Origin of the sequence: Mesorhizobium sp. M1406 (assembly GCF_040317555.1) — a bacterium.
Classification (GTDB): Bacteria; Pseudomonadota; Alphaproteobacteria; order Rhizobiales; family Rhizobiaceae; genus Mesorhizobium.
Map to the genome: position 1 here is coordinate 1 of NZ_JAMYKW010000030.1, position 14,450 is coordinate 14,450.

Genomic DNA, 14,450 nt, shown 5'->3' on the forward strand with positions numbered 1-14,450 from the left:
GCACGGTCGATGGTAACCACGGTCGTATCGAGACCCGAGACATCACGGTTATCCACGATGTCGACTGGCTTCAAAAGAGCCATCAATGGCCTGGCCTCAAGAGTGTCGTCATGGTCCAGAGCACCCGTGAAGTCGCCGGCAAGATCGAACGCGAGACGCGCTTCTACATTACCTCGCTGGTTCTCATCGCCAATCTGATCGGCCCCCTCATCCGCGACCATTGGGCCGTCGAGAACAGCCTCCACTGGGTGCTCGACATGGTCTTCCGCGATGACGAGTGCCGCCTGCGAACCGATCACGCTCCAGCAAACTTCACCACCATAAAACACATGGCTCTCAATCTCATACGACGAGCGCCTGGAAAGGATTCGTTGCGATTGAAACGAAAAGTGGCGGCGTGGGACGACGAATTCCTCGTAAGCGTCATCTCACGATAATTAACTCACCCGATTCCCCTGGTCCGTGCCGCGCTTGTTGCCGCCTTCGCGATGGCAGTTCTTGCTTCGAACATTGGACAATCGCGGCGAATTTAAGGAAAACGGCGGTCGTATCTCCGAAAGGCGCAGCGTCGCCGGCGGCTACGGCAGGTATTCGCTGACCTCGACCAAGTTGCCGTCCGGGTCGCGGAAATAGACCGACATCATCGGTCCTCGGGCCCCGACACGTTCGACCGGACCGAGTTCCACCACCACACCATTGGCCGCAAGACGGGTGCTGACTTCGGCCAGCGGCCGGTCGGCGATCAGGCAGAAGTCCCCCGAGCCGGGCGTCGGCGCCTTGGCCTTCGGCTCGAAGGTGCGGCCGACCTCATGCACATTGATCTTCTGGGTGCCAAAAGCCAACGCCGTCGGCCGGCCCGGCGTGTCGATGCGTTCAAAGCCCAGCACGCTCTGATAAAAATCACAGGTCACTTCAAGCGAAGCCACCGTCAGCACGAAATGATCGATGCCGGCGATCATATCCAATTGCTTTCATGCATGTCGTTACTCCAAAACCGCTGCACACTTCTGGGCGACATGGATGGTCAGATGTTGCGGCTGCCGGGCTTGATCGGCGGGATGGCGGCCAGCTCCGGCGGCAGCCGGTCGGCCGGATAGGCCGGAACCTCGTATTCGGCGAGTGCGATCAGCGGCACGCCGACGTCCGTCTTGCCGGCCGAACGGTCGATGATGCAGGCCGCGGCAACCACTTCGGCGCCAAGCTCGCGCAGGCACTCGATGGTCTCGCGGATCGACAGGCCGGTTGTGACGATATCCTCGACGATGACGACACGCGAACCTCTGGCGATCTCGAAGCGGCGCAGGCGGAACTCGCCCCCTTCCCGCTCGACCCAGATCGCCGGCACGCCGAGGTGGCGCGACGTCTCGTATGCCGGGATCAGCCCGCCGATCGCCGGGCCGACGACGTAGTCGATCTTGCCGGGCACGCCAGCGCGAATCTTCTCGGCCAGCGCCTTGCACAGAAGCTCGGTCTTGTCGGCGTGCATGAACACGCGCGCCTTCTGTAGGAAGATCGGACTGCGCAGGCCCGAGGTCAAAATGAAATGCCCTTCCAGAACAGCACCGGCCTCGCGGAAAATCCCCAGCACTTCATCAGTGTTCATTGTTTGCTCCGTGGTGAATGGTGAATGGTGAATGGTGGCAGTGAGCACCTTCTTTCACTATTCACTATTCACTATTCACTATTCACTATTCACTATTCACTATTCACTATTCACCCGTTCACACGCCGTGCATCGCTGACGCTCGAATTGTCCTTGAGCTGCGACAGCAGCCGGTTGAGGTGCTTCAGATCCCAGACTTCGAGATCGATCAGCATTTCGGTGAAGTCGGGCGCGGTGCGCACCATCGACAGCGTGTGGATGTTGGCGTCGTTCGACGCAACCACCTGGGCGATATCGGCGAGTGAACCCGGTGCGTTGATGGCGGTGACCGAGACGCGCGCCGGAAAGCGCTCCTTGGTGCGCTCGTCGATGTCCCAGCGCACGTCGATCCAGCGTTCTGGCTGGTCGTCGAAAGCCTGCAGCGCCGGCGACTGGATCGGATAGATGGTGATGCCGGTGCCCGGTTGGACGATGCCGACGATGCGGTCGCCAGGGACTGCTCCTTCCGGCGCGAAACGCACCGGCAGGTCGCCGCGCACGCCGCGGATCGGCACGGCGCCATCACGTGGCTGGTCCTTGTCCTTGCGCGCGGCGCGGCCCGGAATCTGGAACAGCATGCCGGCGGCATTGCGGATCTTCGACCAGCCCTCCTCGCGCGGCTTGGGTGCGGCCGTGGTGACGCGCTCATCCTTGTAGTCGGGGAATACCGCCTTCATGACGTCGGCGGAGGCAAGCTCGCCACGCCCGACCGAGGCCAGCACATCCTCGATGTCCTTGCGCGCCAACCGGTGCAGGACCTGCTTCAGGCTCTCCTTGGTGAAAGTCTTGCCGGCGCGTTCGAAGGCGCGTTCCAGGATGCGGATACCGAGACCCGAATATTGCTTGCGGATGGCGTTCTTGGTGGCGCGGCGGATCGCCGAGCGCGCCTTGCCGGTGACGACGACCGATTCCCACGCCGCCGGCGGCACCTGTGCCTTGGAGCGGATGATCTCGACCTCGTCGCCGTTCTTCAGTTCCGTCATCAGCGGCATGATGCGGCCGTTGACCTTGGCACCGACGCAGGTGTCGCCGACATCGGTGTGCACCGCATAGGCAAAGTCGATCGGTGTCGCGCCGCGCGGCAGCGCAATCAGCATGCCTTTGGGTGTGAAGCAGAACACCTGGTCCTGGAACAGCTCCAGCTTGGTGTTTTCGAGGAAGTCCTCGGGATTGTCACCCTCGGCAAGCTGCTCGATGGTGCGCCGCAGCCAGGCGTAGGCGTTGGTCTCTTTCGAGATCGCATGGGCGGCACCGTTCGTCTTGCCGCCGGTATCCTTGTAGATCGAATGGGCGGCGACGCCGTATTCGGCAATCTTGTTCATCTCTCGGGTGCGGATCTGCAGCTCGACGCGCTGACGCGACGGCCCGACGATGGTGGTGTGGATCGATCGGTAGTCATTCTGCTTCGGCGTCGAGATGTAATCCTTGAAGCGACCCGGAACCATCGACCATGTGGTGTGAATGGCACCAAGCGCCCGGTAGCAGTCCTCGATGGTGTCGACGACGACGCGGAAGCCGAAAATGTCGGACAGCTGCTCGAAGGACAGCGCCTTGGCCTCCATCTTCCGGAACACCGACCACGGCTTCTTCTGGCGGCTTTTCACGCTGGCATTGATCGCATGCTTCTCGAACAGCGCCGACAGCGCCTTCTCGATCTCGGACAGCACATCCTTGTTGCGCTCGAAGATTTCGGCGAGCCGGGCGGTGACGGCGCGATAGGCCTCCGGATTGATGAAGCGGAAGGCGATCTCCTCCAGCTCTTCGCGCATGCCTTGCATGCCCATGCGCCCGGCCAGCGGCGCATAGATGTCCATCGTCTCCTCGGCGATGCGCAGGCGCTTGGCCTCCGGCATATGATCGAGGGTGCGCATGTTGTGCAGGCGGTCGGCGAGCTTGACCAGAAGCACGCGGACGTCTTCCGAAATCGCCAGCAGAAGTTTGCGTAGGTTTTCCGCCTGCTCGGCCTTCTTCGACACGAGGTCGAGCTTCTTCAGCTTGGTAAGCCCCTCGACCAGCTTGCCCATTTCGGGCCCGAACAGCTCGTCGATTTCGGCCCGCGTCGCCGTGGTGTCCTCGATCGTGTCGTGCAGCAGGGCGACCGCGATCGTCGCCTCGTCCATGTGCATTTCGGTGAGGATGGCGGCGACTTCGAGCGGATGCGAGAAATAGGGATCGCCGGAAGCGCGTTTCTGGTGGCCATGCTTCTGCATGGCATAGACGTAGGCCTTGTTGAGCAACGCCTCGTTGACGTCAGGCTTGTAGCGCTGGACGCGCTCGACAAGCTCATACTGACGCATCATGGGCGGAATCTCGCAGCGGTGAAATGAATCATGCGCCGCACGGCTGTACGGCGCATGTCCGGTACCAACTGTCGCAAATACCAGATTAATGCATTATGCCAAGCGCGGCCCAAACTGCATCTGGTATTTGCGACAGTTGGTACTAGATAGCCACGAAACTGCCGATACGGAAGTGCTGAAGATTGTTCCAGCGACCTCCGGACCCGAGATCGCTTAGTAGTCGTCGCTCTTTTCCGGCGGCACCAGACCCTCGATGCCGGCCAGGAGGTCTTCCTCAGTCATCCGGTCGAAGGTGATGTTCTCCTCGGTGTCATCGGCGTCGGTGGCCGCAACGGCGGCGCCGGTCTGATCGGCGATCGCCTCGCCATCGGCCTCGGGCTCGTCGACCTCGACATGCTTCTGCAGCGAATGGATCAGATCTTCCTTGAGGTCGTCGGGCGACAACGTTTCATCGGCGATCTCGCGCAGCGCCACGACCGGGTTCTTGTCGTTGTCACGCGGCACGGTGATCGGCGCGCCCTGGCTGATCTGCCGGGCGCGGTGGCCGGCCAAGAGCACCAGCTCGAAGCGGTTGTCGACCTTGTCGATGCAATCTTCAACGGTTACGCGGGCCATGGATGCCCCTTTCATGCGATGGATTTGATGGAAAACAGGCGCGGTCCATAACCCGAACGCCGCCAAAATACAAGCATCATGGCAATGGCGGGGCTGCAGGGCGCTCAATCCTTGGTTCGAACAGCCGATTTGGCAAAACCTGTCTGTACTTATGCGTTCGGTGTCCCGATCACAATTGCTTGCAACGCCGCAACACGCCCTTGGATTGCCGCGAAACTGGCGCTATCTCGGATAGCGTAGAGGTCAGCCGGTTTATTATGAGCCTGACCGAACGTCGCTATCGCATTTCGTTTAGACGGCCGTTTATTTCGAGAAGGAATAATTTTCCATGTTCGACCCTCGTGAAAAAATCGCCCTATTCATCGACGGCGCCAATCTCTATGCGACGTCGCGCGCGCTCGGCTTCGACATCGACTACCGCAAGCTTCTGGCGAGCTTCCAGAAGCGTGGCTATCTGCTGCGCGCCTATTATTACACGGCGCTGGTCGAGGATCAGGAATACTCCTCGATCCGTCCGCTGATCGACTGGCTCGACTATAACGGCTACAAGGTGGTCACCAAGCCAGCCAAGGAATTCACCGACTCGACCGGCCGCCGCAAGATCAAGGGCAATATGGACATCGAGCTCACGGTCGATGCGCTGGAACTTGCCGATGTCGTCGACCACTACGTCATCTTTTCCGGCGACGGCGACTTCCGCACGCTGGTCGAGGCGCTGCAGCGGCGCGGCCGCAAGGTGTCGATCGTTTCGACCATGGCCTCGCAACCTCCGATGATCTCCGACGATCTGCGCCGTCAAGCCGACCACTTCATCGATCTGACAACACTGAAGAACGAGGTCGGCCGCGATCCGTCCGAGCGGCCGGTGCGCCGGCCCGAGCCGGCCGAAGTCGATGAGGACGACTACTGAGGCCGGTCGTCTTGACCGCCCTTTCCGCCTCCGAACCCGGCCGCGATTGCCCGCTCTGCCCAAGGCTGCATGATTTCATCGCCGAGTGGCGGCAGCGTGAACCATCCTGGTTCAATGCGCCGGTGCCGACTTTCCTGCCCCCCGAAGGTGACGCCGCGGTTCAATTGCTGATCGTCGGGTTGGCGCCCGGCCTGCGCGGCGCCAACCGCACAGGGCGTCCCTTCACCGGCGACTTTGCCGGCGACCTGCTCTACTCGACGCTGATTTCGCACGGTTTTGCGCGCGGCGAGTTCAAGGCGCGGCCAGATGACGGGCTGGAGCTGATCGGCACGGCGATCACCAACGCGGTGCGCTGCGTGCCGCCGGAAAACAAACCTGTAGGCGCCGAGATTGCCACGTGCCGGACATTCCTGGTGCCGACGATCGCCCGGTTTCCCAACCTGCGCGCCGTGCTGGCACTGGGATCGATCGCGCACCAGTCGACCGTACGGGCGTTCGGCGGGCGCGTCGCCGCCTACCCGTTCAAGCATGGCGGACAGTTGCCGGCCGGGGGCATCACGCTGTTTTCGAGCTATCACTGCTCACGCTACAACACCAATACCGGCGTGCTGACCGAAGCGATGTTCGTCAGGGTATTCAGAGAGATAGCGATGTTTTTGCAGAAATAGAGGATGTTTCTGCGGGAACAGAGTTGGGTGCCGGCAGACTGTCAGCGTGGCAGCGCAGACAGCGCATTCAACACCGCCGGCCCGCCCTGCAGCACATTCAGGTCGACATCGCCGTTGATGCCGTCGACGCGGCCCCTGTTGTGGTACTGCCAGTAGACCCAGTCGCCGCGGTCCGGCTCCAGGAGCAATGAGCGAAGCCAGAGCGGACGGGCAGCGATGCGCCCGGCATAAGCTTCCGCTGCCTCATCGGTCAGATAGACAATCGCGGGCTTGCCGAACGCCGCCTCGACTGGAGCGAGGAACGCGGCCAGTTCGGCGCTCAGCTGCTCGGGCGTTGGCCGCTGCGGACAATTGCCAACGAACTCGATGTCGACAACCGGCGGCAGCAGCGGCTGATCGTGCGGCACCACCGAGATGAAATTCTTCGCCTGGTCGGCACCTGGCCGGCAGAAGGTGAAGAAATGATAGGCACCGACGGCGAGACCGGCGGCGCGGGCCTCTTCCAGATTCCTCGCGAAGGCATCGTCGACATGATCGCCGCCTTCGGTTGCCTTGATGACGGCAAAGGCGACATCGTCGGCCGCAACACGCCGCCAGTCGATCCAGCCCTGATGATGGGAGACGTCGATGCCCCTGACCGGATATTTATCGCGGTCCGGCGAGAATGTGCGGAAATAGAGATAGCCGCCAGCCGCGACGAGACATACCAAGACCAGGCTGGCCAAACCAAAGAGGACAATCCGGTTCTTCAAACGAATGGCCCCAGCCTACCTACGCTGTTTTACCTATCCACGCTCTTTTAAGAGCCGACCCTTCTCGCGCGACCAGTCGCGCTGCTTCTCGGATTCGCGCTTGTCGTGCAGCTTCTTGCCGCGGCCGACGGCGAGCAGCAGCTTGGCGCGGCCCTGATCGTTGAAATAGATTTTCAGCGGCACCAGCGTCATGCCTTCGCGGTCGACGCTTTGCGACAGTTTCGCCATTTCGCGCTTGTTGAGCAGCAGCTTGCGGCGCCGGCGCGGCTCGTGGTTGAACCGGTTGGCCTGCAGATATTCCGGCAGATAGGAATTGATCAGCCAGATCTCGCCGCCCTCGACCGAGGCATAGCTGTCCTGGATGTTGGCCTGGCCCTGGCGCAGCGACTTGACCTCGGTGCCGGTCAGCACCAAGCCGGCCTCGACCGTGTCGAGCACCTCGTAGGAAAACCGCGCCTTGCGGTTTTCCGAAACGGTCTTGTTGTTGGGATCGGCTTTTCTGACTTGATTCATGATGTGGAGAGGTGGCGCCTCATCGCTAATTAATCAAGCCGGCGTGCTTCATGGCCGCGTCGATCTTCTCGGCGGTCGACTGTTCGACCGTGACCAGCGGCGAGCGCAGCACATTCTCGACCTTGCCCAGCTGCGACAGCGCATATTTGGCGCCGGAAACGCCGGGCTCGATGAAGATCGCCTTGTGCAGCGGCAGCAGACGATCCTGCAAGTCCAGCGCCTTGGTGCTGTCGCCGGACAGGGTCGCCTCCTGGAATTCTGCACACAGCCGTGGCGCGACATTCGAGGTCACCGAGATGCAGCCGACGCCGCCATGTGCATTGAAACCAAGCGCCGAAGCATCCTCGCCCGAAAGCTGGATGAAATCCTTGCCACATGTCGCGCGCTGCTCGGAGACCCGTTCGACCTTGCCGGTCGCATCCTTGACGCCGACAATGTTCTTGAAGTCGTGCGCGAGCCGGCCCATCGTCTCGGGCATCATGTCGATCACCGAGCGCGGCGGGATGTTGTAGATGATGATCGGCAGCTTGGTCGCCCTGGCGACAGCCGCGAAGTGCTCATACAGGCCGCGTTGTGTCGGCTTGTTGTAATAGGGCGTGACGACCAGGGCGGCATCGGCGCCGGCCTTCTCGGCATATTGCACGAGGCCAACAGCTTCCTCGGTGTTGTTGGAACCGGCGCCGGCAACGACCGGAACGCGTCCCTTGGCCACCTCGATGCACACCTTGACGACTTGGCGATGCTCATCATGCGACAGCGTCGGCGACTCGCCGGTCGTGCCCACGGGAACCAGTCCTGTCGTGCCCTCCGCGAGTTGCCATTCGACGAACGCGCGAAAGGCTTTCTCGTCGAAACGCCCGCTCTTTTCGAACGGTGTCACGAGCGCGGTAAGCGAGCCTCTCAGCATGTCGTCCAACTCCTTGGGACTTCTTTGTTTATGCAGGCCACCGCCCCAAAACCGGTATCCAGTTTTTGGGCGACATGCATCGGTGTTTTGTCGTGCGCGCCTTCTAGCCGAAAGCGAAGCGGCGCACCATAGTCTCGACATTGTTGCGCGGCAAGCATTGCCATGGTGCCAGCAAGCGCAATTCGAACGGCCTCGCTAACTCTTTGTTTACGGGCTCTTCACGACCTAAGTTTAGGCTTCGAGCTTCTCGGCCTGCGGTAATATGCCAGGACAAGGAAAGACGTAAAGATCATGCCGGGCAGTCGGCCTCACCTCTTCGCGCTGCTTGGCGCCACGCTCGCGCTGATGCCGGGCATGGCGATCGGCGGTAGCGTGGATGTGCGGGTCACTTCGGCCATTCCGTTGCCAGGCTCGGCCATTCCGATGCCGGGCTCGGCCATTCCGATGCCCGGCCTACGGGACAAAGCGCAAGAAGATGCCTCACCCGGCGTCGCCCTGTTGAAGAGCGGACTGGACGCGCTGGCGGCTGGCGATAGTCCCCGCGCCCGTGCCGTGCGCGATGCCCTTCCCGTCCATTCGCTCGACCAGCATATCCTTGCCTGGGCCATCGCGCTTTATGGCGGTGACAAGGTTCCGAGCGGCGACATTGCCGCCGCTGCGAAGATGTTGCCGAATTGGCCGGGCACCGTCGCGCTGCGCAAGAACAGCGAGCGCGCGCTCTATCGCGAGAACCCTGCCCCCGACATCGTCGTTGCGGCATTCGACGGCAGCCAGCCGCAGACATTCGAAGGCGTGGCGGTGCTTGCCCGCGCCTATGTGGCGTCGGGCAACGTCAAGGCTGCGCGTTCGGTGCTGTCGCCATTCTGGCGCACCGCGATCCTGGAGGCCAAGGACGAGACGGCGCTGATCAAGGAGTTCGGCGGCCTGATCCCCACCGCCGACCACCGTTTTCGCATGGAGCGCATGTTCTATGCCGACCGCGCGAATTCCGCGCTGCGTGTTGCCGGCCTCGCCGGTGCCCAGCAGCTTGCGGACGCCTGGGCAGCGGCCGACAAAGGCGACAAGAACACCGCCAAACTGCTGAAAGCGGTGCCGGCGGCACAACGTTCGGCTGGATATTTCTTCGCGCAAGCCGAATATCTGCGCAGGCAAGAGGATTTTACCGGCGCCGCGGCCATTGTGATGCAGGTACCGACCGACCGCGAAGCTCTGGTCGATCCGGATGCCTGGTGGGTCGAGCGCCGAGTGCTGTCGCGCGAACTGGTCGACCAGGGCGACATGAAGACGGCCTACCGGATCGTCGCCACACACGCCGCCGAAAGTGCCACCAATGCCGCAGATGCTGAATTCCATGCCGGCTGGTACGCGCTGCGCGGCCTGAACGACCCAAAAACCGCGGCAACGCATTTCGCGCGCATCGCCGACCTTGCCCAAGGGCCGATGACGCTGTCGCGCGCGTATTACTGGCTTGGCCGTGCGGCGGAAGTCGGCGGCCCGGGCAACGCGAAAGACTATTTTGCACGCGCCGCTGCCTACGGCACGACATTTTATGGCCAGCTTGCCGCCGAGCGGGTCGGCCGGCAGGCGCTGAACATCGTCTATCCCTCGCCAAGTGCCGCCGACCGGCAGAATTTTGCCGGCCGGGAGGCCGTCAGCGCCATCAAGCGGCTGCAAGAAGCCGGCTACGACCGCTATGCCGAGACGCTTTATCGCGATCTTGCCGGACAGTTGACCAGTCCGGGCGAGCTGGCGCTGCTGGCTGTCCTGGCGGAAAAGCAGGGCAACCATTTCATGGCGCTGAAAATCGGCAAGATCGCCGGCGCGCGTGGCATCGATGTCGGCGCGCTGTCGCATCCGCTCGGCGTCATTCCTGATTCGGCCGACATTTCCGGGTCGGGCAAGGCGCTGGCCTATGCGATCGCCCGTCAGGAAAGCGAGTTCAACATCGGCGCCGTGTCCAGCGCAGGCGCGCGCGGGCTGCTGCAGCTGATGCCGGGCACCGCCAAGCAATTGGCGAAGAAGGCCGGATTGCAGTTTTCGCAGACACGGCTGACCACCGACGCCGGCTATAACGCGACGCTCGGTTCCGCCTTCCTCGGCGAGCAGCTCGATCGCTTCAACGGCTCCTACGTACTGACCTTTGCCGGCTACAATGCCGGCCCCAACCGGGCCAGCCAGTGGGTGACCAGATACGGTGACCCACGCGGCAAGGACATCGACGCGGTCGTCGACTGGATCGAGCGGATTCCCTACACGGAAACAAGAAGTTACGTCCAGCGCGTGATGGAGAATTACGAGGTCTACAAGATGCGTATTTCGGGCAAATACGACATCGTGGGCGATCTGGTGAACGGGCGGAGTTGAGGCATGATAGATGTGGCCGCCTTCTTGCTGCGATATTTGCACAGCGCTCGACATCTTTGAATCGCGTCCCTTCACACCCCCCTCTGCCCTGCCGGGCATCTCCCCCGCAAGGGGGGAGATCGAATGTCACGTCGGCCTTCGCCAATCTCCAACGCAACAGGATGGGCTGAGCGCCGACGCTGCCAATCTCCCTCCTTGCGGGGGAGATGCCCGGCAGGGCAGAGGGGGGTACTGTCCCGCCAAATTTCAAAATTTCCCGCGCCACGTCCTTCAATTTGACCGTCCGTGCCCCCGCCTGTAGCAGTCGCAGACCATCTACACGACGGAGGAGTCCGCATGCCAAACCACGAAGGCTTTTCCGATTTCTTCTACGCCGCACCCGATGGGCTCCAGCTCCACGCACGTGTCTACGGCGAAGCAAGTCCCGGCCACTGGCCGGTCGTCTGCCTGCCGGGCCTGACCCGCAATGCCCGGGATTTTCATGAGCTGGCGCTCTATCTGTCGACCCATGCGGCAAATCCGCGAAAGGTCATTGCCTTCGACTATCGCGGGCGCGGGCAATCCGCCTACGACTCCGATATCAGCCACTATAATGTCGGTGTCGAGGCCGGCGACGTCCTTGCCGGGCTGGCGGCGCTGAACATCGAAGACGCAGCCTTCATCGGGACGTCGCGCGGCGGGCTGATCATCCATGTGCTCGGGATGATGCGGCCGGCTGTCCTGAAAGCCATTATTTTCAACGACATCGGACCGGTGATCGAGGTGGCTGGGCTTGCCCATATCCAGTCTTATCTCGAGCGCGACCCGACACCGAAAACCCGCGCACAGGCGGCTGCCGCCCAGCGCGGCGTGCATGGCAAGGACTTCTCCGCCCTTGCGGGGCCGGATTGGGATCGGATGGTCTGGGCTCTCTACCGTGAAACGGACGGTGGCCTGGTGCCGGATTTCGACCCGAAGCTGGTCGACACCGTTGCCAGTCTCGACCTGGCGCAGCCGCCGCCTGTTCTATGGCCGCAATTCGAGGCGTTGGCAGCCATTCCCTTGCTCGCCATTCGCGGCGCCAATTCGAGACTGCTGTCCATAGACACCCTGCAACAGATGAGAGAGCGCCATTCCATGATGGAAGCGTTCACGGTCGTGGGCCAGGGCCACGCGCCATTCCTTGAGACTGGTAGCCTGCCCAACGACATCGCAGGTTTTCTTGAACGCGCCGAGCGGCGGAACAGCCTGAAGTAGATCCCAAGACCAAACGAGGTCCTGGGATTGCCACATAGTATAGGTCGGGCTCGCCAGCCTACTTGGCTTTTGAACTTTTCCTGGGCGCTTTCTGCGATTCCTTTGCCGCGGTGGCCTCGTTCACTTGTTTCCGCTCTGCCTTCGGCGACGAGGGCGTCGTCACGGGCGATGAAAACATGGAGCCTTGCGCGCAGTTGCCAGCCGGCTGGCACGATCGAGGCGTTTCCAGCACGATGACGCAGCCATCGAGATCGTTGGTGGCCAGATGCGCGTAGCGCATGGTCATCGACAGTGTCTGGTGGCCGAGCCACATCTGCACGCGCCTGATGTCGATGCCGCCTTGGACAAGACGCGAGGCGCAGGTGTGGCGCAGGATGTGCGGCACCACCTGGTCGTCGGCGCCGAGGCCGACTTCGGCCTTCGCGTCGTTCCAGATGGCACGGAACTGTGCCTGGCTGAGCTTGGTGAACGGTCCCTTGGGCCGGCGGCCTTCGGCGGGCGGCAGCTTGATGACCTCCTTGACCCGCTCGGTCATCGGAATGGTGCGGCTGCGGCCGGATTTGGTGATCCAGAAACTGACGCGATGCTCCTGGATGTCATTCCAGATCAGCCCAAGCGCCTCACCGAGACGGCATCCGCTATCGACCAGGAAGACCGAAAGCCTGTAGGCGTCCTCGCTGCGGCTCTTGATAGCGGCGAACAACCGTGCCTCTTCGTCCCTCTCGAGGAAACGAATCCGTCCCGCCCGCTCCTTCTGGCGGCGGAACTCGGGCAGGCTGTGGATATCCCCCATCTTGTGAGCCTTGCGCAGCAGTTTGCTGAGAGCAGCCATCTTTCGATTGATGGTTGCGTTGCTGTTGCCGCGCTGGCGCAAGGTGCCGATAAGGTTGTCCAGGGTACTCTGGTCAAAGGCGCTGAACCGCTCCCCAAGGAGAAGCTCATCTATCTCGCCTATGAATGAGCTGACATTATATTTATGCCGCCCATCATCCCAAAGTATATCCCGATATGCTGAAAACAACTCTCCGACCCTATACGATTTTACTTCTCTGATCTTGTTGTAACTGTATCGTATCGTCGAATTCTGAGAAGAAAACATCGTAAAATGATCAGAGGGCCCACCCTCTTGAATCGCTTCGTTTGTCATTATTTGCCACACCCCCGAGTGGATAGATTCAGCCCTATCCGTTTGGAGGCGTCCTTTCAAGAGTTTAAAATCGTGCGGCTGATTTCATCCGCCGGGCGGCGGATCCCACGAAATCATTCCTCGGATTTTATTCAGCTACCGAATCCCCCTTTTCCTTCTGTCTGACCAAGCCCAGTCACGAAACAAAGACAGCCCGGGCGTAGAAGCGCCCGGGCTGGATTTCACTTGTAAGGAACCAGCCCTTAGAACGAGCGCTGGAAGCGGAGGATGCCGCCGATGGCGCTATCCTCACCGGCCGGAATGCCAGTCCAGTTGGAGTCGCCTTCATTGACGTAGTCGACTTCGGCCGTGACCGTGAGACCTGGAACGACGTCGTAGGCGATGTTCGCCGCCACGCCGAGGTTCTGGTCCTCATCATACGAAATCTGGGTGTTGAACGAGGTCTTCTCGTTGAACTTGTAGGTGCCACCGCCCCAGATCGCCCAGTTGCCGCCCCACTGCTTGAAGAAGCCGCGACCGCCAGCCGGAATGGCCCAGGTCGGATCCGAGAGATTGTCATCGGAACCATAGCCGCCCATGACCCACAGCTGTATGGCGTCATTGACGTTCACGTCCAAGCGCACCTTGCCGGCGACTTCTTCGTAGTTGCTGTCATAAGCCACGACACCGGTGATGGCGCCCCAGCCCTGCGTGTACTTCACGCCGCCGACGACATGCGGAACGTAGCTGTCGATCGTGCCCCTGCCGTAGGCACCAGGCGTGCCAGCGCCCGAGCCTTCTTCAAGAGAGACCACGGCCGAGAAGCCGTTGCCAGCGTCGAAGTAGTACTGGATGACGTTGGAGTCGAAATCACCGTAGGGAACGAGCGTATCCTGGATGACGTTGCCGGCATAGCCGATGAACGTATTGAACGCCGATTCGTCCTTACCGACGCGGAGACCACCGAGCTGGATCCAGGCGAAGTTCAGAGAAGGAGTGGCATTGCTGGCAACAGCACTGTCGCCATTGCCGAAGTTCCAGCGGGTCTCGGTGAAGGTCTTCAAGGTGCCGAGCTCGGTTTCCTGGCCGGTCCAGGTCTTCAGCGTGAAGCGGGCATTCTTGTGCCAGGTGTCGTTTTCGGTGCCGTCCTCAACGTCGGTGGCGCGAGCACCATCGAAGCTGCCTTCCTCGCCGGCGCTGATGTCATAGCGGACAAAGCCGCCGATGCGCAGGCAGGTTTCGGTGCCGGGGATGTAGAAGTAGCCAGCGCCGTAGACGTCGCAAATCTTGACGTATTCAGCGGGTTCCGGCTCGGCGACGACGACGGCGTCGGCGGCGCGCGCACCGGAAACTGCGATCAGGGCCGCAGCGGAGCCGAGGAGAAGGCTCTTAATGTTCATTTTCTGACCTCCAGTCA

At 61.6% G+C, this 14,450-nt stretch carries 14 protein-coding genes; 5 read left to right on the top strand and 9 right to left on the bottom strand.

Annotation, left to right across the window (positions count from 1 at the left end):
* A partial coding sequence (locus tag NKH03_RS22190; protein WP_352970550.1) for an ISAs1 family transposase occupies positions 1–437 on the top strand: 437 nt, incomplete at its 5' end.
* A 141-nt stretch (positions 438–578) separates the two neighbouring features.
* Here the strand turns inward: NKH03_RS22190 and NKH03_RS22195 are convergent.
* The 4 genes from NKH03_RS22195 to rpoZ all read right to left on the bottom strand — a co-directional run bounded on the left by NKH03_RS22195 (position 579) and on the right by rpoZ (position 4,557).
* A complete protein-coding gene (locus NKH03_RS22195) occupies positions 579–959 on the bottom strand; it encodes a VOC family protein (RefSeq protein ID WP_352872696.1) in 381 nt (126 codons plus the stop codon).
* A 65-nt stretch (positions 960–1,024) separates the two neighbouring features.
* Positions 1,025–1,603: an orotate phosphoribosyltransferase gene (gene pyrE, locus NKH03_RS22200; protein WP_352872698.1), complete on the bottom strand. Its 579-nt coding sequence runs from the start codon at positions 1,601–1,603 to the stop codon at positions 1,025–1,027.
* 110 nt (positions 1,604–1,713) lie between these two features.
* The gene (locus tag NKH03_RS22205) at positions 1,714–3,942 is read right to left on the bottom strand and encodes a RelA/SpoT family protein (RefSeq protein ID WP_352872700.1); all 2,229 of its coding nucleotides are present in this window, start codon (positions 3,940–3,942) and stop codon (positions 1,714–1,716) included.
* A 213-nt stretch (positions 3,943–4,155) separates the two neighbouring features.
* Positions 4,156–4,557, bottom strand: a complete 402-nt coding sequence (rpoZ, locus tag NKH03_RS22210) for a DNA-directed RNA polymerase subunit omega (RefSeq protein ID WP_023762094.1) — start codon at positions 4,555–4,557, stop codon at positions 4,156–4,158.
* A 328-nt stretch (positions 4,558–4,885) separates the two neighbouring features.
* On the opposite strand from rpoZ, the gene NKH03_RS22215 reads away from it, so the two are divergent.
* Positions 4,886–5,467, top strand: coding sequence for a LabA-like NYN domain-containing protein (locus tag NKH03_RS22215; protein WP_352872701.1), 582 nt, complete (start codon positions 4,886–4,888; stop codon positions 5,465–5,467).
* 11 nt (positions 5,468–5,478) lie between these two features.
* On the top strand, positions 5,479–6,135 hold the full coding sequence (locus NKH03_RS22220; RefSeq protein WP_352970551.1) for a uracil-DNA glycosylase: 657 nt from the start codon (positions 5,479–5,481) through the stop codon (positions 6,133–6,135).
* A gap of 41 nt (positions 6,136–6,176) precedes the next feature.
* On the opposite strand, the gene NKH03_RS22225 is transcribed toward NKH03_RS22220, so the two are convergent.
* Genes NKH03_RS22225 through dapA form a run of 3 tightly spaced genes read right to left on the bottom strand, consistent with a single transcriptional unit; the run spans position 6,177 to position 8,307 of the window.
* On the bottom strand, positions 6,177–6,887 hold the full coding sequence (locus NKH03_RS22225; RefSeq protein WP_352970553.1) for a glycoside hydrolase family 25 protein: 711 nt from the start codon (positions 6,885–6,887) through the stop codon (positions 6,177–6,179).
* A 33-nt stretch (positions 6,888–6,920) separates the two neighbouring features.
* Positions 6,921–7,400, bottom strand: coding sequence for an SsrA-binding protein SmpB (gene smpB / locus NKH03_RS22230; protein WP_013532594.1), 480 nt, complete (start codon positions 7,398–7,400; stop codon positions 6,921–6,923).
* Positions 7,401–7,425: 25 nt separating this feature from the next.
* Entirely contained in the window at positions 7,426–8,307 is an 882-nt protein-coding gene (gene dapA, locus NKH03_RS22235) for a 4-hydroxy-tetrahydrodipicolinate synthase (protein WP_352876793.1), read from the bottom strand.
* A 291-nt stretch (positions 8,308–8,598) separates the two neighbouring features.
* On the opposite strand from dapA, the gene NKH03_RS22240 reads away from it, so the two are divergent.
* Together NKH03_RS22240 and NKH03_RS22245 are read left to right on the top strand one after the other, a co-directional pair.
* Complete coding sequence (locus tag NKH03_RS22240; protein ID WP_352970555.1) at positions 8,599–10,671, top strand: lytic transglycosylase domain-containing protein; 2,073 nt, start codon at positions 8,599–8,601, stop codon at positions 10,669–10,671.
* A 336-nt stretch (positions 10,672–11,007) separates the two neighbouring features.
* Positions 11,008–11,907, top strand: coding sequence for an alpha/beta fold hydrolase (locus NKH03_RS22245; protein WP_352970557.1), 900 nt, complete (start codon positions 11,008–11,010; stop codon positions 11,905–11,907).
* Between the two features lie 58 nt (positions 11,908–11,965).
* Here the strand turns inward: NKH03_RS22245 and NKH03_RS22250 are convergent, their stop codons facing one another.
* Together NKH03_RS22250 and NKH03_RS22255 are read right to left on the bottom strand one after the other, a co-directional pair.
* Positions 11,966–13,054 (bottom strand): tyrosine-type recombinase/integrase, encoded by a 1,089-nt coding sequence (locus NKH03_RS22250; RefSeq protein ID WP_352871941.1) that lies wholly within the window; start codon positions 13,052–13,054, stop codon positions 11,966–11,968.
* 242 nt (positions 13,055–13,296) lie between these two features.
* Positions 13,297–14,433 (bottom strand): porin, encoded by a 1,137-nt coding sequence (locus tag NKH03_RS22255; RefSeq protein WP_352970559.1) that lies wholly within the window; start codon positions 14,431–14,433, stop codon positions 13,297–13,299.
* Positions 14,434–14,450 lie beyond the last annotated feature (17 nt).